The sequence below is a fragment of the Streptomyces sp. NPDC050704 genome (genome assembly GCF_040654355.1).
In the GTDB taxonomy this organism is placed as follows: Bacteria; Actinomycetota; Actinomycetes; order Streptomycetales; family Streptomycetaceae; genus Streptomyces.
This window is the reverse complement of the sequence record NZ_JBFAHW010000089.1, coordinates 22,702-44,125: the sequence shown is the minus strand read 5'-3', so window position 1 is coordinate 44,125 and position 21,424 is coordinate 22,702. Positions and strand designations below refer to the sequence as shown.

At 70.0% G+C, this 21,424-nt stretch carries 19 protein-coding genes; 4 read left to right on the top strand and 15 right to left on the bottom strand.

What is annotated here, in order from left to right; genetic code table 11:
- Positions 1 to 114: 114 nt before the first annotated feature.
- From AB0I18_RS37420 to AB0I18_RS37410, 3 genes are all read right to left on the bottom strand, one after another.
- Positions 115 to 453, bottom strand: coding sequence for a P-II family nitrogen regulator (locus tag AB0I18_RS37420; protein WP_363110156.1), 339 nt, complete (start codon positions 451 to 453; stop codon positions 115 to 117).
- Positions 450 to 1,790: an ammonium transporter gene (locus AB0I18_RS37415; RefSeq protein WP_363110155.1), complete on the bottom strand. Its 1,341-nt coding sequence runs from the start codon at positions 1,788 to 1,790 to the stop codon at positions 450 to 452. The genes AB0I18_RS37420 and AB0I18_RS37415 overlap by 4 nt, the downstream gene beginning before the upstream one ends.
- A gap of 338 nt (positions 1,791 to 2,128) precedes the next feature.
- Complete coding sequence (locus tag AB0I18_RS37410; protein ID WP_363110154.1) at positions 2,129 to 3,613, bottom strand: hypothetical protein; 1,485 nt, start codon at positions 3,611 to 3,613, stop codon at positions 2,129 to 2,131.
- A gap of 438 nt (positions 3,614 to 4,051) precedes the next feature.
- On the opposite strand from AB0I18_RS37410, the gene AB0I18_RS37405 reads away from it, so the two are divergent.
- A complete protein-coding gene (locus tag AB0I18_RS37405; protein ID WP_363110153.1) occupies positions 4,052 to 4,705 on the top strand; it encodes a bifunctional DNA primase/polymerase in 654 nt (217 codons plus the stop codon).
- A gap of 93 nt (positions 4,706 to 4,798) precedes the next feature.
- On the opposite strand, the gene ftsY is transcribed toward AB0I18_RS37405, so the two are convergent.
- On the bottom strand, positions 4,799 to 6,007 hold the full coding sequence (gene ftsY / locus AB0I18_RS37400; RefSeq protein ID WP_363110152.1) for a signal recognition particle-docking protein FtsY: 1,209 nt from the start codon (positions 6,005 to 6,007) through the stop codon (positions 4,799 to 4,801).
- A 221-nt stretch (positions 6,008 to 6,228) separates the two neighbouring features.
- Between ftsY and AB0I18_RS37395 the strand changes: the two genes are divergently transcribed.
- Positions 6,229 to 7,203: an LLM class flavin-dependent oxidoreductase gene (locus AB0I18_RS37395; RefSeq protein WP_363110151.1), complete on the top strand. Its 975-nt coding sequence runs from the start codon at positions 6,229 to 6,231 to the stop codon at positions 7,201 to 7,203.
- A 103-nt stretch (positions 7,204 to 7,306) separates the two neighbouring features.
- On the opposite strand, the gene AB0I18_RS37390 is transcribed toward AB0I18_RS37395, so the two are convergent.
- The 4 genes from AB0I18_RS37390 to AB0I18_RS37375 all read right to left on the bottom strand — a co-directional run bounded on the left by AB0I18_RS37390 (position 7,307) and on the right by AB0I18_RS37375 (position 14,223).
- Complete coding sequence (locus tag AB0I18_RS37390; protein WP_363110150.1) at positions 7,307 to 8,728, bottom strand: sugar porter family MFS transporter; 1,422 nt, start codon at positions 8,726 to 8,728, stop codon at positions 7,307 to 7,309.
- A gap of 240 nt (positions 8,729 to 8,968) precedes the next feature.
- On the bottom strand, positions 8,969 to 13,114 hold the full coding sequence (locus tag AB0I18_RS37385; protein ID WP_363110149.1) for an AAA family ATPase: 4,146 nt from the start codon (positions 13,112 to 13,114) through the stop codon (positions 8,969 to 8,971).
- A gap of 232 nt (positions 13,115 to 13,346) precedes the next feature.
- Positions 13,347 to 13,550 carry a hypothetical protein gene (locus AB0I18_RS37380; RefSeq protein WP_363110148.1) on the bottom strand — a complete coding sequence of 68 codons (204 nt, stop codon included), beginning with the start codon at positions 13,548 to 13,550 and terminating at the stop codon, positions 13,347 to 13,349.
- A gap of 391 nt (positions 13,551 to 13,941) precedes the next feature.
- Positions 13,942 to 14,223, bottom strand: a complete 282-nt coding sequence (locus AB0I18_RS37375; RefSeq protein WP_363110147.1) for an acylphosphatase — start codon at positions 14,221 to 14,223, stop codon at positions 13,942 to 13,944.
- 131 nt (positions 14,224 to 14,354) lie between these two features.
- On the opposite strand from AB0I18_RS37375, the gene AB0I18_RS37370 reads away from it, so the two are divergent.
- Positions 14,355 to 15,416: a CAP domain-containing protein gene (locus AB0I18_RS37370; RefSeq protein ID WP_363110146.1), complete on the top strand. Its 1,062-nt coding sequence runs from the start codon at positions 14,355 to 14,357 to the stop codon at positions 15,414 to 15,416.
- Between the two features lie 83 nt (positions 15,417 to 15,499).
- Positions 15,500 to 15,886: a helix-turn-helix domain-containing protein gene (locus AB0I18_RS37365; RefSeq protein WP_363110145.1), complete on the top strand. Its 387-nt coding sequence runs from the start codon at positions 15,500 to 15,502 to the stop codon at positions 15,884 to 15,886.
- A 20-nt stretch (positions 15,887 to 15,906) separates the two neighbouring features.
- Here the strand turns inward: AB0I18_RS37365 and mutM are convergent, their stop codons facing one another.
- The 7 genes from mutM to rsmD all read right to left on the bottom strand — a co-directional run bounded on the left by mutM (position 15,907) and on the right by rsmD (position 21,347).
- Positions 15,907 to 16,929: a bifunctional DNA-formamidopyrimidine glycosylase/DNA-(apurinic or apyrimidinic site) lyase gene (gene mutM / locus AB0I18_RS37360; RefSeq protein ID WP_363110144.1), complete on the bottom strand. Its 1,023-nt coding sequence runs from the start codon at positions 16,927 to 16,929 to the stop codon at positions 15,907 to 15,909.
- Between the two features lie 187 nt (positions 16,930 to 17,116).
- Positions 17,117 to 18,019 carry a ribonuclease III gene (gene rnc / locus AB0I18_RS37355; RefSeq protein WP_363110143.1) on the bottom strand — a complete coding sequence of 301 codons (903 nt, stop codon included), beginning with the start codon at positions 18,017 to 18,019 and terminating at the stop codon, positions 17,117 to 17,119.
- 19 nt (positions 18,020 to 18,038) lie between these two features.
- A complete protein-coding gene (rpmF, locus tag AB0I18_RS37350) occupies positions 18,039 to 18,212 on the bottom strand; it encodes a 50S ribosomal protein L32 (protein ID WP_033321093.1) in 174 nt (57 codons plus the stop codon).
- Between the two features lie 2 nt (positions 18,213 to 18,214).
- Positions 18,215 to 18,859, bottom strand: coding sequence for a YceD family protein (locus tag AB0I18_RS37345; protein WP_363110142.1), 645 nt, complete (start codon positions 18,857 to 18,859; stop codon positions 18,215 to 18,217).
- A gap of 141 nt (positions 18,860 to 19,000) precedes the next feature.
- Entirely contained in the window at positions 19,001 to 20,110 is a 1,110-nt protein-coding gene (locus AB0I18_RS37340; protein ID WP_363110141.1) for an ATP synthase F0 subunit B, read from the bottom strand.
- A gap of 110 nt (positions 20,111 to 20,220) precedes the next feature.
- Positions 20,221 to 20,700, bottom strand: a complete 480-nt coding sequence (gene coaD / locus AB0I18_RS37335; RefSeq protein ID WP_363110158.1) for a pantetheine-phosphate adenylyltransferase — start codon at positions 20,698 to 20,700, stop codon at positions 20,221 to 20,223.
- A gap of 26 nt (positions 20,701 to 20,726) precedes the next feature.
- A complete protein-coding gene (gene rsmD, locus AB0I18_RS37330) occupies positions 20,727 to 21,347 on the bottom strand; it encodes a 16S rRNA (guanine(966)-N(2))-methyltransferase RsmD (protein ID WP_363110157.1) in 621 nt (206 codons plus the stop codon).
- Between the last annotated feature and the right edge of the window lie 77 nt (positions 21,348 to 21,424).

Genomic DNA, 21,424 nt, shown 5'->3' with positions numbered 1-21,424 from the left:
GCCTCCTCCTGGAGGAGGCGCAGCCGGGCCGCCGCATAGCCGCTGGGTCCCGAGTCCTCTGCATCCGTTCGCACGTCCGTACTCGTCACCCAGTAGCTCCTGTTCTTCTTCTGTCTAGAGCGCGTCGGGTCCGCGCTCGCCGGTCCGGACCCGGACGGCCGTCTCGACCGGGACGGACCAGACCTTGCCGTCACCGATCTTGCCGGTACGGGCCGCCTTGACGATGACGTCGAGCACCTGCTCGGCGTCGTCGTCGTCGGTCAGTACCTCGATACGGATCTTGGGGACCAGGTCGACCGTGTACTCGGCGCCGCGGTAGACCTCGGTGTGTCCCCGCTGCCGACCGTAGCCGCTGGCCTCGGTGACCGTCAGGCCGTGCACGCCGAAGGCCTGCAGGGCTTCCTTGATCTCGTCGAGCCGGTGCGGCTTCACGACGGCGGTGATGAGCTTCATGCGTCCACCTTCTTGGCCGAGGCGTCCTGAGCCGGGGCGGGGGGTGCGGAGCTGAAGGCCGAACCGCCGCCGGCGCCGCTGAAGTCGTATGCGGTCTCGGCGTGCTCCGCCTGGTCGATACCCGCGACCTCATCGTCCTCGGAGACGCGCATACCGATCGTCTTGTCGATCAGGAAGGCGAGGATGGCCGAGGCGACCAGGGAGTAGGCGAGCACCGCGCCGACACCGGCGAGCTGCTTCCACATCTGCTCCATGCCGCCGCCGTAGAAGAGGCCCTCGACCTCGGACTGGCCCTTGCCGCTGGCGAAGAAGCCGATGAGCAGCGAGCCGACGACACCGCCGACGAGGTGGACTCCGACGACGTCGAGCGAGTCGTCGTAGCCGAACTTGTACTTCAGGCCCACGGCCATGGCGCAGAGCACACCGGCGATGGCGCCGACGGCGATCGCGCCGATCGGGGAGACCGCACCGCCGGACGGGGTGATGGCGACCAGACCGGCGACCGCGCCGGACGCGGCGCCCAGCGTGGTGAACGCGCCGTGGCGGATCTTCTCGTAGATGAGCCAGGCCAGCATGGCGGAGGCGGTGGCGATCTGCGTGTTGACGAACATCAGCGAGCCGACGCCGTCGTCGTTGCCGAGCCACGAGCCGGCGTTGAATCCGAACCAGCCGAACCACAGCAGGCCTGCGCCGAGCATGACCAGCGGGAGGCTGTGCGGGCGCATCGGGTCCTTCTTGAAACCGACGCGCTTGCCGATGACCAGGATCACGCCGAGTGCCGCGGCACCCGCGTTGATGTGGACCGCCGTACCACCGGCGAAGTCGATGACGCCCAGGTCGAAGGCCCAGCCGCCCTCGCCCCAGACCCAGTGGGCGACCGGGAAGTACACGATCGTGGCCCACAGGGCGACGAAGAGCGCCCATGCCGTGAACTTGACGCGGTCCGCGAGGGCACCGCTGATCAGGGCCGGGGTGATGATCGCGAACATGAGCTGGAAGACCAGGAAGGCGAGGACCGGGATGTTGTACGTACCCCAGAGGTCGCCCGTCTCGACGCCGCTCAGACCGGCGAAGTCCGAGGTCCAGCCGATGATGCTGCCCTTGTCGGTGCCGAAGGCGAGCGAGAAGCCATAGAGGACCCACAGGATCGTGACGATCCCCATGCTGATGAAGCTCATCATCAACATGTTCAGGGTGCTCTTGACCCGGACCATGCCTCCGTAGAAGAAGGCGAGACCGGGCGTCATGATCAGCACCAGGGCGGAACAGATGAGCATGAACCCGGTGTTGGCGGCGGAGAGCTCTGTCTCTGCGGCAATCGTGATGGCTGGTGCCATCGGCGTCTCCTCGTCGTAAGTACGGCCCCGTGCGGGCGAAGCCATGAGCGGTGTATGAGGGGTGGGCCGGTTATGGGCCAGAGATTGGCGTAGCGCCGTTTCGACCGGCACCCCTGAATGTTTCACCGAAGTGACGAAGAGGCCTTCTGTGTTACGCCTCGATGAACCGCCGGATAGTGGCGTCGTCGATCGTTATCGTGGCGCAACCTTCGCTTGGTGGTAACCGCAACCATCGCTCAGCGGTGACAAACAGCCCGGCCACGGCCGCCGTCCGGTGACCTGGCACGGGGGAGCCGAGTCGGGCTGTTCGGGACGGTGGCCGTGGCCGGGGTACCGGGTCAGACCGCCTCGGCGGTCTCTGGCAGGTCGACGGCGAGCTGCTCGGTGAGGTCCACGACCTCGGCGAGATCCCCGAAATCGCGTACAGCCGTGTCGACGGTTTTTCGGATACGGGTGTTGACCCGTTCGGAGCGCACCTTCTTGGCAATCTTGAGGGCCTCGCGCACCAGGACCGCGCTCTGCTCGGGCTCCCGCCGGAGCAGGTGCACCGTGCCCATCCCCACCAGGTTGAGTGCGTACGAACGCTGGTGCTCTGCGTCCTTCTCGAAGAGGTCGACGGCCCGCTGCATCACGGGCTCGGCCAGCGAGGCGTACGTGGGGCTGCGGCCCGCGACGTAGGCGAGGTCGCGGTAGGAGTGGGAGTTCTCGCCGTGCAGCTCGGCCTCGGAGAAGAAGCGGATCCAGTCGGGCTCGGGGTCGTCGAACTCGACGGCGTCCTCGAAGGTGTCCTCGGCCATCCGGACGGCACGCTTGCACTTGCCGGGCTGCCCCATATTGGCGTAGGCGCGGGCCTCCATCGCATACAGCATGGACTGGGTGCGCGGGCTCGCGCAGTCGCGGCTTCCGTACTGCGCGAGGTGGATCAGTTCCAGTGCGTCGTCGGGCCGCCCGAGGTGGATCATCTGGCGGCTCATGCTGGACAGCACGTACGAGCCGAGCGGCCGGTCGGCGGCCTCCTTGGCGGCGTGCAGGGCGAGGACGAAGTACTTCTGCGCGGTGGGCTGGAGTCCGACGTCGTAGCTCATCCAGCCCGCCAGCTCGGCCAGCTCGGCGGCGACCTTGAACAGGCGCTTGGTGGTGGCCTCCGGCTGGGGCTCCTGGAGCAGGTCGGTCACCTCGTGCAGCTGGCCGACGACGGCCTTGCGGCGCAGGCCGCCGCCGCACTGGGCGTCCCACTGCCGGAACATCACGGTGGTGGACTCCAGGAGGTCCAGCTCGGGCTGGGAGAGCCGGCCGGGGCGGCGCGCGGCGGCCGGTGACTCGGGCTCCTGGCGGGGGGCGGCGGGGCTGGGCACCAGCCAGCGCTGCATGGGTTCGATGAGTGTCGGTCCCGCGGAGAGGACCAGCGACGTACCGAGGAAGCCGCGGCGCGCGAGCATCAGGTCGCTGCGCGAGAACTCACTGATCAGGGCGACGGTCTGGGGGCCTGTCCACGGCAGGTCGACCCCGGACACGGATGGTGACTGGTGCGCGGCGCGCAGGCCGAGGTCCTCGACGGCGACGACGCAGCCGAAGCGCTCGGAGAACAGCTCGGACAGGATGCGCGGGATCGGCTCGCGCGGATTCTCCCCGTCCAGCCAGCGGCGGACCCGCGAGGTGTCCGTCGAGATGTGGTTGGCCCCCAACTGGCGCGCTCTGCGGTTCACTTGGCGTGCCAGCTCGCCCTTGGACCAGCCGCTGCGCACGAACCACGAACTCAGCAGCTCATTGGGGCGCTTGTCCGTGCCAGTCGCGGTCGTCCCGCTTCCGCCGTTGCCGCCCACTGGAACGCCCCCATCCCTGAACCCACTTGTGCGCTGTGTGCGCCAAGCCCTACCAGAATGCCGGTGCATGTGGTCGCCCGTCCGGCGGTTCTCACCCCTCGAACGGGAAGCCGGGTTGCCTCCGGCATACCCGCAAGTGCGTGCGTCCCCAGGACTCGTGCACTCACAGTAATCCTACGATCACGCCTCCGGCCATGGCGATCCCGGAAACGCCACCATTCGCCACCCCTTCGAATGAACTCCCAGTCGCCCGCACACGATTCACTTGACATAAGACAGCCGGGAGTGGGTGGAGCGGTGCACACCGGGGCGCACGAGACCGGGCGCACTACCTGTGACACAACCGGGCGCTGCATGGACCACGCGGCGATGGGAACGCAGGGTTACGTTCCGATTCCAGCACGTAACCACGGGCGCGCTGTACCCGTTGGAGGGGGCATGGGCTTCACGATCGGCGGCATCCGCGAAATCCGGTCCGGCTCGCGTCGCCGCGGCCGCTCGTCAGAGTGCACCGTCGTGGCCGAGTTCACCGGGCTCTGGGGCTGGGACGTGGTGCCCGGTGCCCGGGCGGCCGCGGGGGCCTGCTCGTGCGGCCGGGCCGACTGCCCGGCACCCGGCGCGCATCCGCTGGACTTCGCCCCGGTGGTCCCGGCCGGCGCCACGCTCGACGAGGCGACCGAGGCCTGGGGCGAGTTCCCCGGCGCGGCCGTGATGCTTCCGGTAGGGCGCGCCTTCGACGTCATCGAGGTGGCCGAGCCGGCCGGCCGCCGGGCACTGCTCCGCCTCGAACGCATGGGGCTCCCGCTGGGCCCCGTGACCGTCACCCCGGACGGCCGCGCCCACTTCTTCGTCGCCCCCGGCGCGGCGGACACCCTGCCCGAGCTGCTCTACCGCATGGGCTGGGACGACGCCACGCTCGACCTGCACGGCCTGGGCGCCGGGGCGTACGTCACGGCCCCGCCCTCGGACCGCGGCGGCCTCGGCCCGGTCCGCTGGCTCCGCTCCCCCGCCCTCGACTCGGCCACGAAGCCGCCTGCGGCGCGGCTGCTGCTGGGCACCTTGGCTTACGTGGCCCATCGCTCGCGCGCATAGCGGCCCACACAGCGAAGCGCCCGTCCCCAACTGCACCTTGGGAACGGGCGCTTCTTCTGGTGGAAGCACGTACCAGTTTTGGTAGGTGGGTACTCACTCCCCGATAAGGGCGTCAACGAACGCCTCCGGCTCGAACGGCGCCAGGTCGTCCGCGCCCTCGCCGAGACCGACGAGCTTGACGGGCACACCCAGTTCGCGCTGGACGGCGATGACGATGCCGCCCTTGGCGGTGCCGTCGAGCTTGGTGAGCACGATGCCGGTGATGTCGACGACCTCGGCGAAGACGCGGGCCTGGACCAGCCCGTTCTGACCGGTGGTGGCGTCCAGGACCAGCAGGATCTCGTCGAGCGGGGCGTGCTTCTCGACGACGCGCTTGACCTTGCCCAGCTCGTCCATGAGGCCGGTCTTGGTGTGCAGCCGCCCGGCGGTGTCGATGAGGACGACGTCGGCGCTCTCCGCGATGCCCTCCTTGACGGCGTCGAAGGCGATGGACGCGGGGTCACCGCCCTCGGGACCGCGTACCGTACGGGCGCCGACGCGCTCGCCCCAGGTCTGCAGCTGATCGGCGGCGGCGGCCCGGAAGGTGTCGGCCGCGCCGAGCAGCACATGCTTGCCGTCGGCGACGAGCACCCGTGCGAGCTTGCCGGTGGTGGTGGTCTTGCCGGTGCCGTTGACCCCGACGACCATCACGATGCCCGGGGTGTCCAGGCCGGACTCGGTGTGCACGGTGCGGTCGAAGTCGGGCACGAGGAGGGTGAGCAGTTCCTCGCGCAGCAGACCGCGCAGCTCCTCGGGCGTGCGCGTGCCGAGCACCCGCACGCGCTCGCGCAGCCGTTCGACCAGCTCCTGGGTGGGCTGCACGCCGACGTCGGCGGTGAGCAGCGTGTCCTCGATCTCCTCCCAGGTGTCCTCGTCGAGGTGCTCGCGCGACAGGAGCGTGAGCAGCCCCTGGCCGAGCGCGCTCTGCGAGCGGGAGAGCCGGGCGCGCAGCCGCACCAGGCGGCCGGCGGTCGGTTCAGGGACCTCGATCGCGGGAGCTTCGGCGACCGGCGGCTCCTCGACGACGACCGGAGCGGTCGCCGAGGCGTCCGGGAGGTCCACCTCCTCTATCGTGCGGCGCGGTTCGTCGCGCGGCGTCTCGGCCTCGTCGCCGATATGCGGTTCGGCCGGCGGGGCGGTGATGTCGGGGGCGGCGGTGGGCGGCGGGGGCAGCTGCTTCCGCTTGCGACTGCCGATGACGAGCCCGCCGAGCGCGCCGATCACGACCACGGCGATGACTACAGCAAGGATGACGATTTCCATAACCCACTCAGTATCGGCCATGGACCTCCGAGGGCCACTGCTTGTACGTTCCTCCAAGCGACATAAGCGCCATAAGCGGATCAGTCGGACCGGCATCCATCACTCCGGCGCCACCCTCGGCACGCATCCGAGACGTCCCGCGACTCTGGCCGTCTGACGAACCGTCAGCTAACGTCCTCCCTCACCGGCACCCCACCCGCTCGGCGAAGGGGGACTTTCCCATGCCCGTAACGGTCGTACGTTTCAACCTCGTTGAGCCCGACGCCACACCCACCTCGCTCAGCGCCCGCTACCAGGCCGCGCTGGAGATGGCCGCCTACGCCGACGACCGCGGCATGACCACCGTGCAGACCGAGGAGCACCACGGCGCCGCCAACAACTGGCTGCCCTCGCCCTTCGCCTTCGCGGGCGCGGTCTTCGGCGCGACCCGGCGCATCGCGGTCACGGTTTCGGCGATCATCGGGCCGCTGCACGATCCGCTGCGGCTGGCCGAGGACATCGCCGTACTGGACCTGCTCAGCGGCGGCCGGCTCGTCACGGTCGCGGGGATCGGTTACCGGCCCGAGGAGTACGCGCTCTTCGACGTGGAGTGGAAGCGGCGCGGCAAGCTCCAGGACGAGCTCCTGGAGACGCTGCTGAAGGCGTGGACCGGCGAGGAGTTCGAGTACCGCGGCCGTACGGTACGGGTGACCCCGCGCCCCTTCTCGGATCCGCACCCCCTGCTGCTGGTCGGCGGCTCCTCGAAGGCGGCGGCCCGTCGTGCCGCCCGGCTCGGACTGCCGCTCTTCCCGAGCGCGCATCTGCCGGAGCTGGAGGCGTACTACAAGGAGCTGCTCGTGGAGTACGGCACGGAGGGCTGGACCATGATGCCCCCGGCGGTCACCCCGCTCCTGCACCTCGCCGAGGACCCGGACCGCGCCTGGGCCGAGCACGGCGAGCACTTCCTGCACGAGGCGCGCACCTACGCCTCCTGGCAGTCCGCCGACATCCGCTCGGCGGTGAAGTCGGGGGCCACGACGGTCGAGGAACTGCGCGCCGAGGGCGTCTACCGGATCGTGACGCCGGAGGAGTGCCTGGCACAGGGCCTCGACCACTACGTACTGCATCCGCTGTCCGGTGGGATGCCGGTCGACGAGGGCTGGCGGAGCATGCACCTGTTCTGCGAGAACGTACTGCCCCGGCTCAAGGGCCTCTAGGACGTCAGGGTCCTCGAAGGCCGAGCCGGGGCAGTACGCCCTTACGGGTACGAGGAGAGGGGCAGCGGGGACTTGGCCCTTCTCCTCGCGTTCAGGTGGGGCGTCAGCCCATCTCCTCCAGGGTCTTGCCCTTGGTCTCCGTCACGAACTTGAGCACGAAGGGGATCGAGAGCGCGGCGAAGACCGTGTAGATCACGTAGGTCATGGAGAGGTTCCAGTCGGCCAGCGACGGGAAGCTCGCGGTGATGGCCCAGTTGGCGATCCACTGCGCGGAGGCGGCGACGCCGAGTGCGGCGGCGCGGATCCGGTTCGGGAACATCTCGCCGAGGAAGACCCAGACGACCACACCCCACGAGAGGGCGAAGAAGAGGACGAACACATGGGCGGCGACCAGGGCGACCCAGCCCTGGGTGGTCGGCAGCTTGCCGTCGACGAGGTCGAAGGAGAAGGCCCAGGCCTCCAGGGCGAGACCGACGACCATGCCCACGGAACCGATGAGCGCGAGCGGGCGGCGGCCGATCCGGTCGACGAAGATCATGGCGATCACGGTGCCGACGATGTTGATGATCGACGTGGTGAACGAGTAGAAGAACGAGTCCGTCGGGTCGACGCCGACCGACTGCCACAGCGTCGAGGAGTAGTAGAACGCGACGTTGATGCCGACGAACTGCTGGAAGACCGAAAGGCCGATGCCGATCCAGACGATCGGCTTGAAGAAGAAGTTGCCACCGAGCAGGTCCTTGAAGACCGACTTGTGCTCGCTCTTCATGGCCTGCTCGATCTCGGCGACCCGGGCGTCCAGGTCGATCTTGTCGCCCTCGACCTCGCGCAGCACCTCACGGGCGCGCGCGTCCCGGCCCGCGGAGATCAGGAAGCGCGGCGACTCGGGGATCGCGAAGGAGAGCAGACCGTAGAGGACGGCCGGGACGACCATCACGCCGAGCATGACCTGCCAGGCCTCCACGCCCAGCAGTTGGCCGCGCTGGTCGCCGCCGGCGGCGTTCAGCAGGCCCCAGTTGACCAGCTGCGAGAGGGCGATGCCGATGACGATCGCGGCCTGCTGGAAGGCGCCGAGCCGTCCGCGGTACGCGGCCGGGGCGACCTCGGCGATGTAGGCCGGGCCGATGACGGAGGCCATGCCGATGGCGAAGCCGCCGATGACCCGCCAGAAGGCCAGGTCGTAGAGGGAGAACGGCAGGGCGGATCCGACGGCGCTGATCGTGAACAGCACGGCGGAGATCTGCATACAGCGGATGCGGCCGATGCGGTCGGCGATCCGGCCCGCGGTGGCGGCACCGATCGCACAGCCCACCAGCGCGATGGCGATGACCTGGGCCAGGGCCGCGGAGCCGATGTCGTAGCGGTCCCTGATGGCCTCGACGGCTCCGTTGATCACGGAGCTGTCGTAGCCGAAGAGGAAGCCGCCCATCGCCGCCGCCGCCGCGATGAAGATGACGTGCCCGAGATGTTCGGGGTGAGCCTGTGGGGCTCCTGACTTGGATGCCTGCGCAGCAGTGCTGGTCACGTGTAACTCCTCGGGCCACCGGCAACGCTGCCGGTATGAAAATGAGCCCTTCCAGATGGTCCTACCAATGGCATGCCAGCACACCACCGATCACCTGAAGGTAAAAACGATGCTTCCGAGCTTATGCCTTCATGTTTCGAAGTCAAGACAGGCAGATGTGAACCAGGCAAGGCTCAGGTAAGAGAATTATGTTCAAGCCTTGAAGGAAAGGAGTAGTGCGGTTGCTCCGCGCCGGCCCCGTCAGCGAAGCCGCTGGCTGATCACCTTCGACACCCCGTCCCCCTGCATGGAGACGCCGTACAGCGCGTCGGCGACTTCCATCGTGCGCTTCTGATGGGTGATCACGATCAACTGCGAGGCCTCCTGCAGCTCCTGCATGATCCCGATGAGCCGCTGCAGGTTGGTGTCGTCGAGCGCCGCCTCGACCTCGTCCATCACGTAGAACGGGCTGGGCCGCGCCTTGAAGATCGACACGAGCAGGGCGACGGCGGTCAGCGAGCGCTCGCCACCGGAGAGCAGGCTGAGGCGCTTGACCTTCTTGCCCGGGGGCCGGGCCTCCACGTCCAGGCCCGTGGTGAGCATGTTGTCGGGATCGGTCAGGACCAGCCGTCCTTCGCCTCCCGGGAAGAGCCGGCTGAAGACCCCCTCGAACTCCCGGGCGGTGTCCCGGAACGCCTCGGTGAAGACCTGCTCGACGCGCTCGTCGACCTCCTTCACCACCTGCAGGAGATCGGTACGCGTCTTCTTCAGGTCCTCCAGCTGCTCGCTGAGGAACTTGTGGCGTTCCTCCAGCGCGGCGAACTCCTCCAGGGCCAGCGGGTTGACCTTTCCGAGCTGCTGGTAGGCCCGTTCGGCCGACTTGAGCCGCTTCTCCTGCTCGGCGCGGTGGAACCGGCGGGGCAGATTGCGCGGGTGCTCGGGGTCCTCGGGCAGTTCCTCGCCCTCGGCGGGGAGCGAGGGCGGCACGAGCTGGTCGGGGCCGTAGTCCGCGACGAGCCCGGCCGGTTCGACGCCCAGCTCCTCCAGCGCCTTGGCCTCCAGCTGCTCGATCCGCATGCGCTTCTCGGCGCCGAGCACCTCACCGCGGTGCACCGAGTCCGTGAGCTTGTCGAGCTCGGCCTTGAGGTCACGGCCTTCGGTGCGTGCGCCGACGAGGTCCTGCTCCCGCCGCGCCTTGGCGCTCTCCGCGGCCGTCCGCTCCTCGTCCGCCCGGCCGAGCGAGACCTCGACGTGCGCGAGCAGCTGCCGGGCACCCGAGGCGACGGCCTCGGCGACGGCGGCCTCGTGCCGCAGCCGCGCCCTGCGCTGCTCGGCACGCGCGCGTGCCTCGCGTTCGGTGCGTGCCGCCCGGTCGAGCGAATCGGCCCGCCCGGCAAGGCCCTTGACCCGCTCCTCGTGCGTACGCGCCTGGAGCCGGGCCTCCATCTCGGTCTGCCGCGCGTTGGCCCCGTCGGCCGCGAGCCGGTCCCGTACGGAGGTGTCGGGCTCCTCCTCGACCGGCATCTCCTCGACGACGGCGAGCCGTTCGGCCAGCTCCTCCGCCTCCAGTACGGCCCGGTCGAGGGCCTCCTGCGCCCGGGCGGCCGCGGCGGTGCTCCGCTCGGCCTCTCCGGCGGCACCCCGCGCCTGCCCGGCCAGCCGCCCGAGCTGCTGCGCGACCCCTGACTTCTCCCGCTCGACGGCTCGCCGCCGCTCCCCCAACTCCTCCACCAGGGCGACCCGTTCCTTACGAGCCTCAGCGGTCCGGTGCTGCCGCTCGGTCAACTCCTCGCACAGCACGCCCAGTTCCTCCAGCTCGGCCGCCGCCTCGTCGACGGAGGCCTGCACTTCGAGCAGACTCGGCGCCCCGGCCGAGCCGCCCTGCGCGAAGTGCGCCCCGAGCAGGTCCCCTTCGGCGGTCACCGCAGTCAACCCAGGCCGTGCGTAGACGAGTTCCTCGGCATCCTCAAGCGTGCCGACCACGACGATGCCGCGGAGCAGCCGCCGTACGGCAGGCATGAGATCGGAGGGGCCGCGCACGAGATCGGCGGCGAACGGCGGGCCGCCGGATTCTCGAAGTACGCCGTCGGAGGCACCGCGCGCCGTGAGCGCGGCCGGTGTCCGCCCGGCCCCCGGGCGCCGGGCATCGGCGGAGCCATCGCCGTGGTGGCTTCCAGCGGGTCCGTCCTGCGGAGCAACGGCGTCCACGTCTCCCGACCCCTCCGGACCGTAAGCTCCCGGACGCCCCGACTCCGCGACACCACCACCCGTCCCCCGCGAATCCCCCGGGCGCCGGGCATCGGCGGAACCGTCGCCGTGGTGGCTTCCAGCGGGTCCGTCCTGCGGAGCAACGGCGTCCACGTCTCCCGACCCCTCCGGACCGTAAGCTCCCGGGCGCCCCGACTCCGCGACACCGCCGCCCGTCCCCCGCGAATCCCCAGGGTGCCGGGCGCTGTCACCCGGGGAACCCGGAGCGGCGGGGCTGCCGTCGGGGCCGTGACGGTCTTCTCGACGGTCGTCCTGGTGGCGGCGTCCGTCGTCTTCTTGCCCGGCCGCGTCGAGCGATCCCAGCTTGTCGGTGCCGTTCGCGGCGTACTCGGCGCCGGTGGCTCGCGGCCCTCGACGGTCACCCCGGCGGCTCTCCCCCACGCCGCCCGGACCGTCCGCGCCGGCGTCCATCTCCTCCGGTGCCCCCGCCAGCAGCAGCGCCGCGCGTCCCGCGTCCTGCTTGCGCAGCAGGCGGATGGCGTCCGCCGCCGAGGCGGGGGTGGTCACCGCGATCGCGTCCGCCGCGACGCCGAAGGCGGCCGCGACCGCGACCTCGAAGCCGGGCGTGACCGACAGCAGTTCTGCCGCCGGACCCAGCAGGCCCGACAGCCGGTCCTTCGCCGCGAGCAGCGCCCCCGTGCCGTCCTTGCGGCGCAGGCCCATGGCCAGCGCCTCGTGGCGGGCCTGGGTGGCCGCGCGTCTGCGTTCGGCCGCGGTGGTCGCCTCGCGCGCCGCGGTCAGGGCGGACTCGGCGTCGGCGAGGGCCTGCTTGGCCGCCTCGTGCCGCTCGGCGAGTTCCTCGTCGCCCGCGTCCAGACCGTCCACCTCGGCCTTGAGCTGCTCGTACTCCTCCTGGGCGGCGACCGCCCGCTCCTGGGCCTCGTCACGGGCGGCGGCGAGGCGGTCGATCTCGGCCTGGGCGGAGGCGGCACGCGACCGGGCCGCGTTGACCTGGCCGTTCAGCCGGGCGAGCCCTTCGCGGCGGTCGGCGATGGCGCGGGCCACGTCCTTCAGGCGCCGCTCCTCCACCGCCAGCTCGCGCTCCAGGTCGGCCCGGTGCGCGACCGTGTCCTCCAGGGCGTGCTCGGCCGCCTCCAGGGCCGCTTCGAGCTCGGCCTCCTGCTCACGGACCCGGGCGGCCTCGCGCTCCATGTCCTCGGGGTCGCGCCCGCGCCGCTCCTCGGGCGGCTGGGCGGTGGCGCTCTTGACCCGCGCGTCCGCCAGGGAGACCGTGCCGCGCACCCGCTCGGCCAGCTGCGACAGCTCGTACCAGGTCTGCTGGGCCCGCTGGAGCCGTGGCGTGAGGCGTCGTACCTCGTCTTCGAGGAGCGCCTCGCGCTGGAGCGCCTTCTTCAGCTCGGCCTCGGCGGCGTCCTTGCGTTCCTTGAGCGCGGCCTCGTCGGCGATCTCGGCCTGGAGCGCGCCCCGGAGCCGTACGAGATCGTCGGCGAGCAGCCGCAGCCGGGCGTCCCGGAGATCGGCCTGGATGACGGCGGCCCGGCGGGCGACGGCGGCCTGCCGGCCGAGCGGCTTCAGCTGCCGCCGCAGCTCGTCCGTGAGGTCCTGCACGCGCGCGAGGTTCGCCTTCATCGCGTCCAGCTTCCGCAGCGCCTTCTCCTTGCGCTTGCGGTGTTTCAGCACGCCCGCGGCCTCTTCGATGAAGGCCCGGCGGCCCATCGGATCGGCGTGCAGGACGGAGTCGAGCTGGCCCTGTCCGACGATGACGTGCATCTCGCGGCCGATGCCGGAGTCGGAGAGGAGTTCCTGGATGTCGAGGAGCCGGCAGGTGTCGCCGTTGATCTGGTACTCGCTGCCGCCGTTGCGGAACATGATCCGCGTGATGGTCACTTCGGCGTATTCGATGGGCAGCGCGCCATCGGAGTTGTCGATGGTGAGGGACACCTCGGCGCGACCGAGCGGCGGGCGCCCGGTGGTGCCGGCGAAGATGACGTCCTCCATCTTGCCGCCGCGCAGCGACTTGGCGCCCTGCTCGCCCATGACCCAGCTGAGCGCGTCCACGACGTTGGACTTGCCCGAGCCGTTGGGGCCCACGACACACGTGATGCCCGGCTCGAACCGCAGCGTGGTCGCCGAGGCGAAGGATTTGAACCCGCGCAGGGTCAGGGCCTTGAGGTGCACGCAGCCGGACTCTACCGTCCGGCTCGGTCTCACTCCATGAACGCGCGGTTTCACCCATGAACGTGCAGGGCACACCAGACGTTAAAGACAGTGAAAGAGTGCGTGGGAACACAAGACGGAGTAACAGGCGGGGGCACAAGAAAGAAGGGACGCCGAAGCGTCCCTTGCAACTCTGGTTCAAGCGGCTGACACGGACAGCCTGTTCACTGACGGCGTCGCTGCGGTTCAGTGATCAGGTGAGCGCAGGCTCCGCCTGGGGTACGTCGATGCTTTCGAGAAGCGAGTCGTGAGAAGCGGCAGCCGCGAGCTCGTCGTTTTCGGCCTGGATCCGTACGAGCTCGGATTCCAGGTCCTGGACGCGCTGCTGGAGCCGTCGCATCTCGGCAATGAGTCGCGGGTCGGAACCGCCGACGTAACCGAGAAGCGCCTTTGCCATGATGGATGGTCCTCCACACTGAGTGACCGACCGAAGCGGTGTGGGTCGTGAGGGAATCGCACCCGCGATGCCTGGCATGTCGAGTTCTTGCTGCCCCTCTTACATGCCAAACAGCTAAGGTGCGCGGGGACTTTCAGCGTCTCACCAAAAAGTTTGACGGTCAACACGATCACGCCCCGTATTGGGGGGCAACCCGGGGCGCGCGGCCGAAAAACGGGCGGCGCTGCCTCTGCTTCGGGGCCCTGGGGGCGTGGAGATCATCCTTCCTCGCGGAGCCTGCCACGACAAGGGGTTCTTGGCAATCACCAGGCACTTTCCACCTCGGGCGGATGCTCGGCGCACGCCCCGCGCCCCTCACCCGGGGTCCTGCGAGCGGCGTACCGCGTGGAGCTCATCGGGTGACGAAGCCCTCGTAGCCGCCGCGCGGAGTGTCCCAAATCTCAGTGACACCGTCCACGCGGCCCGGCGTGTCGTCTCCGCGCAGCCAGTCGAGCAGCCCTTCGCAGCCGGCTCGGGGGCCTTCCGCGACCACCTGGACCCGTCCGTCCTCCAGATTGAGAGCAAAACCACTCAGGCCGCCGAGCTCCAGCGCCTTGGCCCGTGTGTACCAGCGGAAACCCACACCCTGGACGCGTCCTCGCACCCAGGCGACCAGGCGTACATCCTCGTTCATGGGGGAACGCTAACTGGCCAATTGCACTCGGAGCACTTCCTCCCCTTGCGCCATGGGGTACCGTCCCGACCCAATGAGCCTCACTCGTTCGGGTGAGGAACGTTGACCGCAAGGATGAGGAAGGCCAGGAGATGGGACGCCACCGACGCTCCGACGCCGGCCGCGCCGCCACAGGCCGCGCCCCGGGGGTCACGCAAACGTACGAAACATATACGGGCGGCCACGCGACGGCAGACGCGGGTGACTACGCGGGTGAGTACGCGACCGCGGGCCTCTATGACTCGCCGGGCGGCATCCACGAGACGGGCGACCTCTACGCGAGGAGCGACGCCTACCTCTTCGCCGCGAGCGACGCCGCCCACGCCACGACGGGCTACGCGCCCGGCGGCCAGCGCAGCCGCCGACGCCGCAAGAAGGCCGTGACGCCGGTACGCACCGGTCTGCTCGGTGTCTCGGCCGCCGTCGCGATGGGCGCCGTGGCAGTCGCCTCCGGGCTGCTGCCGGGCAGCGACAACTACTCGATCGGCGGCAACGCCGACAAGGTGCGGGCCGCCGACACCCCGAGCGACATCGAGACCCAGGGCGGCTCGAACGGCGCCGCGGACGACCGCGAGGACGCCGACGCGGGCACCAGCCGTGACCTGGAGCGCTCGCCCTCGCCTTCGGTGTCGCCCACGAAGGCCCCGGAGAAGGCGGCCGAGAAGCCCGCCGCGAAGCCGACCACCAAGGCCCCGGCCGCACCGGAGACCAAGCCGACCACCAAGGCCCCGGCCACGAAGGCCCCCAAGACGACACCTCCGCAGGCGGCGTCAGGGGCGTCCACCGCCGAGGCCGAGGTGCTTTCGCTGGTCAACGCGGAGCGGGCCAAGGCCGGCTGCAGTCCGGTGTCCGCGTCCAACTCGCTGGCGGCGCTCGCCGAGGCCTTCAGCAAGGACATGGCCGCGCGGGACTTCTTCGACCACACGGACCCGAGCGGGGCCACCCCGTGGGACCGGGCGGAGGAGGCCGGCGTATCGAACCTCGGCGGCGAGAACATCGCCCGGGGCCAGGCGGACGCCGCCGCGGTGATGGAGGCCTGGATGAACAGCCCGGGCCACCGCGCGAACATCCTGAACTGCGACTTCAAGACCCTGGGCGTCGGCGCGCACTTCGCGTCGGGCGGCCCCTGGTGGACGCAGGACTTCGGCTACTAGCCGGACCGGGAGCCACATCCCGGAACGCTAACGAAAAGTTAGCGCACACCTGTGGTATGCGCTGTGCCGGGTAAGCTTGAGGTATGGACCTCACGGAGCAGCCCGACCTCGCCTTCGACGTGTTCTCCAGGGCGTGCCCGTCCCGCGGCACCCTGGAGCACGTCACGGGTCGCTGGGGCGCGCTCACGCTCGGGGCGCTGCACGAGGGCTCGTTCCGATTCAACGAGCTGCGTCGGCGCGTCGACGGCGTGAGCGAGAAGATGCTGTCGCAGACGCTGCACGCACTGGAGCGGGACGGTCTTGTGCACCGCGAGGCGCAGCCCACGAACCCGCCGCGGGTGGACTACGAGCTGACACCACTCGGCCGCGAGGTCGCCGAGCGCCTGCTGTCCCTCATCCATTTCATGGAGAGCCGCATGGGCGACGTGCTCGTGGCACGTGAGCGTTACGACGTGGCACGTGAGCGTTAGCGGGACGTCGCGCGTGAGCCTCAGGACGTGACGCGCGGCGGCCGCTGACAGCGCGGGCAGAAGTAGCTGGACCGGTTCATCCAGGGCCGCCGCCGCATCAGGGTGCCGCAGCGCCGACACGGCTCACCCTCACGGCCGTACGCGTCGAGCGACCGGTCGAAGTAGCCCGACTCCCCGTTCACATTCACGTACAGGCTGTCGAAGCTCGTGCCGCCGACGGCGAGCGCCGCGTTCATCACATCCCGTACGTGGCCCAGGAGTTCGGCCGTGCGCGGGCGGGTGAACCCGGTGGTCGGGCGCTCGTAGTGCAGCCGCGCGCGCCAAAGTGCCTCGTCCGCGTAGATGTTGCCGACGCCGCTGATCAACGACTGGTCGAGCAGGGCGCGTTTGACGGTCGTACGCCGTCGCCGCAGCGCCTCGTGGAAAGCGTCGTCGTCGAACAGCGGGTCCAGGGGATCGCGGGCGATGTGGGCGATGACGTCGGGCAGTCCGTCGGGGGACATCTCGTGCAACGAGAGCCCGCCGAAGGTGCGTTGGTCGACGAAGCGGAGCTCGGTGTTCAGGGCGTCCGAGAACCGGACGCGGATGCGCAGATGCTTCTCGTCGGGCGCGTCCTGCGGCTGGACGAGAAGCTGTCCGCTCATCCCGAGGTGCGCGAGAACCGCGCTCGGGGAGTCGGCTGAGCGGCCTCGGCGAAGTGGGGTGCGCTCCCGCGTCGGCCCGTGCGGTGCGTCGTGAGACGGAGCAGCGCCCTCGTACTGGACGTACTCGGGTGCTGCGACAACGGGGCGAGGTGCCGTGCCGGGCGGTGCGGGGACGTGTCCCGCTTCTCCGAGGTCGCTCAGCGGCAGCCAGAGGTACTTGCCGCGGCGCTGGGCGAGTCCGATCCGATGGCCCTTGAGCCGGGCTCCGAAGTCCTCGCCGCCCGCGATGTGCCGGCGTACGGCTCGCGGGTGCAGCACCTGTACGTCGGCGACGATCCGCCCGCTCACCCAGCGTTCCAGTCCACGCCGTACGACCTCGACCTCAGGCAGCTCGGGCACGTCTCTCCTCCGGCAGGCATGGGCCGTCGACTCGGGCGCCCCGGTCCGGGGCCGCACGCCCGCAGCGTACCGCCGGCGCCGCCGAACGCGGTCGCCCGCCCCTGGTGACCAGGGGCGGGCGACCGGTGACGGCCGGGGCCGTGGGTTGTTCGTCGTACGTCGTGCGTTACGCGTCGTGCGTTGTGTGTCAGGCGGAAGCGGAGTCGGACGTCGCCGTCGAGGGCGTGTCGACGGTCCCCTCGGACCGTTCACCCTCCCCGGGCAGCTCGCTCTCCTCGGGCAGTTCGGCTTCCGCGGACAGCTCTGCCTCTGCCGACAGCTCTGCCTCCGCGGCGGCCTGCGCCGCCTTCGCCCGCTCGTCCGCGGCGGAGCGGATCCCACGCCACGCGGATTCCGCGGCCTGCTGCTCCGCCTCCTTCTTGCTGCGGCCGGTGCCGGTGCCGTACGAGACGCCTCCGACGCGGGCAGCAGCAGTAAAGGTCTTCTCGTGGTCCGGGCCGGTCTCGGTGACCAGGTACTCGGGCACGCCGAGCCCCTCGGTCGCCGTGAGCTCCTGGAGACTGGTCTTCCAGTCCAGGCCCGCGCCCAGGTTGGAGGATTTCTCGATCAGCGGGTCGAAGAGCCGGTGGACGAGTTCGCCCGCCACGTCCAGACCCTGGTCGAGATAGACAGCGCCGATCACCGCTTCAAGGGTGTCGGCGAGGATGGACGCCTTGTCCCGGCCGCCCGTGCCCTCTTCGCCCCGGCCGAGCCGGATGAAGGAGCCGAGTTCGAGCCCACGGCCCACCTCCGCCAGCGCACGCGAGTTGACCACCGCGGCCCGCAACTTGGCCAGCTGGCCTTCGGGCAGGTCGGGGTGGGTGCGGTACAGCGTGTCCGTGACCACGAGGCCCAGCACGGAGTCCCCAAGGAACTCCAGGCGCTCGTTGGTCGGCAGACCGCCGTTCTCGTACGCGTAGGAACGGTGGGTCAGTGCACGCACCAGAAGGGCGGACTCGAGCTTGTACCCGAGCCGCCCTTCCAGAAGCGTGTGGGACGAGGCTGTGTCCGCCTTGTTCTTGGCGTTTGCGTCCGCCTTGGCGTCAGACATGAAGCCTCTCACCAGCCGCTCAGACCTCGAGGACCTGGCGCTTGTTATAGGTGCCGCAAGCGGGGCACGCGATGTGCTGCAGCTTGGGCTCGTGGCAGCGCTCACACGCAACCAGGTTGGGGACCGCAGCCTTCCACTGCGACCGGCGGTGGCGCGTGTTGCTGCGCGACATCTTCCGCTTCGGAACAGCCACGGCTACTTCTCCTGCTTCTCGTCGACGCCTGCTTCGGCGCCGCTGATCTCGTCCTTCTCGCCATCTTCGAGTGAACCGGCGAGTCCCTGCAGTGCCGCCCAACGGATGTCGACGGCGTCATGGTGGTGGTCCGGGTCGTCCGCGAGCCGGGCTCCGCACTCGGAGCACAGGCCGGGGCAGTCGTCCTGGCACACCGGCTGCATCGGCAGTGCGAGCACCACCGCATCACGCAGCACGGTTTCGAGGTCGAACAAACCGTCCTCGATGAAGAGCCTGTCCTCGTCGTCCTCGGCGTCGTCGGCCGGCTCCGCTTTCACGCGGCCCCGGTCGTCGGCGTCAGGGTACGAGAACATCTCCTGGAACTCCGCTTCGAGCTGCTGCTCAAGCGGCTCCAGACACCTTACGCACTCCCCCTTGGCCGTCGCACGGGCGGTGCCTGTGACAAGCACACCTTCCATGACCGACTCAAGCCGGAGCCGGAGCTCGACCGGGGCGCCTTCCGGCACTCCGACGACCCCCTGGAGACTCAGATCCCTGGGAGCGTCGATCGTGGGCTTCAGGCGCTGCAGCGCGCCAGGACGCCGCCCCAGCTCGTGTGTGTCGAACACGAGAGGATTGCGGTGGTCGAGGCGGGCGTTCAGGGCCATTCCTGCTTTCGATCTTGTAGCTCAAAGGGACGCTGCCCCTGATGTTTCCCGGGCAGCGCTGATCGCGGACGTACACGCGACCGAAGAGCCAGGATACTGGACCATTCGCTCTCGGCCCAATCGGGTGTACGCCCGCGCTCCTCAGTGACCGCCGCGCCCCTGTTCGTACGCCCGCAGCTGCTCCGCGCTGATCATGCCGGTGTCGAAGAGACTGGTCTCGTCCAGTGCCTGCGCCTGCGGTTCGGGCTGGACCTGCTGCCCCTGCTGCCCCTGGTCGTACGCACCCTGCTGGTCGTAGCCCTGCTGCGGCGGGTAGGCGGCGTACGGGTCGGCCTGCTGGTAGCCGTACGCGTCCTGCTGGGCGTACTGCTGCTGGTAGCCGTACGGATCGGGCTGCTGCTGGTACGCATAGGCGTCCTGCTGCCCGTAGGACGGCTGGACCGGCACCTCGGGTGCCTGCATGGGCGGCCCCGGGGGCTGCATGGGCGGCTGTCCGGCGGCCTGGACGGGCTGTCCGGGGGTGTTGCCGAGGTCGGCGAGGCCGTCCAGGTACTCGGCGTCGGTGGTGTGCTGCGCGGGCGTGCCGTCGTCCGCGAAGCCGCCCAGATCGCCCAGGTCGTCGCTGGCGATCCGGCCGTGCAGCTTCTGGCGGCCGCGGCCGACGGCGTCCAGCGTCTTGGCGAGGACGGCCTCGAAGGCGCCGAGCTTGACGTCGACGTATTCGTCGGCGTTGCGGCGCAGCGTCTCCGGGTCGTGGCTGCGCTCGGGGGCGTCCTCGTCCTCGTACCCCTGCTCGTCGGTGCCGGGTCCGGTGCCGAGGAGCTTCTCGCGGCCGCGGCCGACGGAGCCGAGGGTCTTGGTGAGGACGACCTCGAAGTTGGCGAGCTTGGAGTCGACGTAGTCGTCGGCCTCGGCGCGGACCTCCTCGGCCTCCTGGCGGGCTTCGGCGAGGATGCGCTCGGCCTCGTTCTGGGAGCGGCGGGCGACCTCGGTGTCGGAGATCAGCGAACCGCGCTCGGCGTGCGCGGACTCGATGATCCGCTCGGCCTCCAGGCGGGCCTGCTCGACCAGCTGCTCACGGCCGCCGATCAGCTCCTGGGCCTGGGCGAGGGAACCGGGCAGCGCCTGGCGCACCTCTTCGAGCAGGGAGAGGAGATCGGCGCGGTTGACCACGCACGAAGCCGACATGGGCATGGAGCGGGCGCTGCCCACCGCCGAGACGATCTCATCGAGCTTCTTCTGCACGTCCACCGTGTGCTCGCCACTCTCTACAACTGTGATGGAGACGGACGGATCGACTGTACGACCACTCCTGCCCCGCCGGACACCGGGTGACGGGCTGTCAGTTCCCCGGGGGCCGCTCAGTCGTTCCTGAGGCGCTCACGGAGCGCGTCGAGGACCAGCGGCGGCACCAGGTGGGAGACGTCGCCGCCCCAGGTCGCGACCTCCTTGACCAGCGAGGAGGAGAGGAAGCTGTAGGTGGGGTTGGTCGGCACGAAGAGGGTCTCGACGCCCGAGAGGCCGTTGTTCATCTGGGCCATCTGCAACTCGTAGTCGAAGTCGCTGACCGCGCGCAGGCCCTTGACGATGGCCGGGATGTCGCGCTCCTTGCAGAAGTCGACGAGGAGCCCGTGGAAGGCCTCCACCTCGACGTTGCCGAAGTCCGCGGTGACCTGGCGGATCAGCTCGATCCGCTCGTCGATCTCGAAGAGGCCCTTCTTGGACTTGTTGATCATCACCGCGACGTGCACGACGTCGTAGAGCTTGGAGGCTCGGGCGATGATGTCTAGGTGTCCGTTGGTGATCGGGTCGAACGACCCGGGACAGACGGCGCGGCGCAACTGAGATCCCTCGCTCTCCGGTCCGGTCATCGTGCGTCTTCGCACGTTGAGGCGGCGCGACCGTACCAAAACGTTCCCTCGCCGTAGCGACGGGAGCGCAGTGCTTCGAAGCCGTCGGGCCACCGGAATTCGCCACCTCTTGTACTGCGCTCAACGGTGACGAGCGCTTCGCCCGTGAGCCACCCCTGGACGCGGAGTGTGAGCAGGATCTCGCGAAGATCGTCGTCCGTGACGGCGTACGGCGGGTCCAGGAACACGAGGTCGTACGGGGCTTCCGGCGCCCCGGTGCGGACGATCTGCTCCGCTTTGCCCGCTCTGACCTCGGCGCCGGGGAGGCCGAGCGCCTTCACGTTCTCCCGGATGGTGCGGGCCGCGCGGGCGTCGGCCTCGACGAGCAGGGCGTGTCCGGCGCCGCGGCTCAGGGCCTCCAGGCCCACGGCGCCCGAGCCCGCGTACAGGTCGAGGACGCGGTCGCCTTCCAGGGGGCCGCCGAGGAGGGATCGCCAGGTCGAGAAGAGGCCCTCGCGTGCGCGGTCGGAGGTGGGGCGGGTGCCGGTGCCCGGCGGGACGGCCAGGCGGCGTCCGCCGGCCTGGCCGGCGATCACGCGGGTCATCTCGGGTCCTTGTTCGAGGGGGTGGTCACGTATTCAGTTTGGCAGGCGGGGGTGGGGGGTGCTTTGCGTTGTGGGCGGCTGCGGGTTCGTGGGGGCTGGTCGCGCAGTTC

Coding starts and splice junctions, on each gene's coding strand:
- AB0I18_RS37395 (WP_363110151.1), top strand. CDS start 6,229: ATGCCCGTAACGGTCGTACGTTTCAACCTCGTTGAGCCCGACGCCACA.
- AB0I18_RS37370 (WP_363110146.1), top strand. CDS start 14,355: ATGGGACGCCACCGACGCTCCGACGCCGGCCGCGCCGCCACAGGCCGC.
- AB0I18_RS37380 (WP_363110148.1), bottom strand. CDS start 13,550: ATGGCAAAGGCGCTTCTCGGTTACGTCGGCGGTTCCGACCCGCGACTC.
- AB0I18_RS37415 (WP_363110155.1), bottom strand. CDS start 1,790: ATGGCACCAGCCATCACGATTGCCGCAGAGACAGAGCTCTCCGCCGCC.
- AB0I18_RS37345 (WP_363110142.1), bottom strand. CDS start 18,859: ATGGCCCTGAACGCCCGCCTCGACCACCGCAATCCTCTCGTGTTCGAC.
- rnc (WP_363110143.1), bottom strand. CDS start 18,019: ATGTCTGACGCCAAGGCGGACGCAAACGCCAAGAACAAGGCGGACACA.
- AB0I18_RS37405 (WP_363110153.1), top strand. CDS start 4,052: ATGGGCTTCACGATCGGCGGCATCCGCGAAATCCGGTCCGGCTCGCGT.
- ftsY (WP_363110152.1), bottom strand. CDS start 6,007: ATGGAAATCGTCATCCTTGCTGTAGTCATCGCCGTGGTCGTGATCGGC.
- AB0I18_RS37420 (WP_363110156.1), bottom strand. CDS start 453: ATGAAGCTCATCACCGCCGTCGTGAAGCCGCACCGGCTCGACGAGATC.
- AB0I18_RS37375 (WP_363110147.1), bottom strand. CDS start 14,223: ATGAACGAGGATGTACGCCTGGTCGCCTGGGTGCGAGGACGCGTCCAG.
- AB0I18_RS37365 (WP_363110145.1), top strand. CDS start 15,500: ATGGACCTCACGGAGCAGCCCGACCTCGCCTTCGACGTGTTCTCCAGG.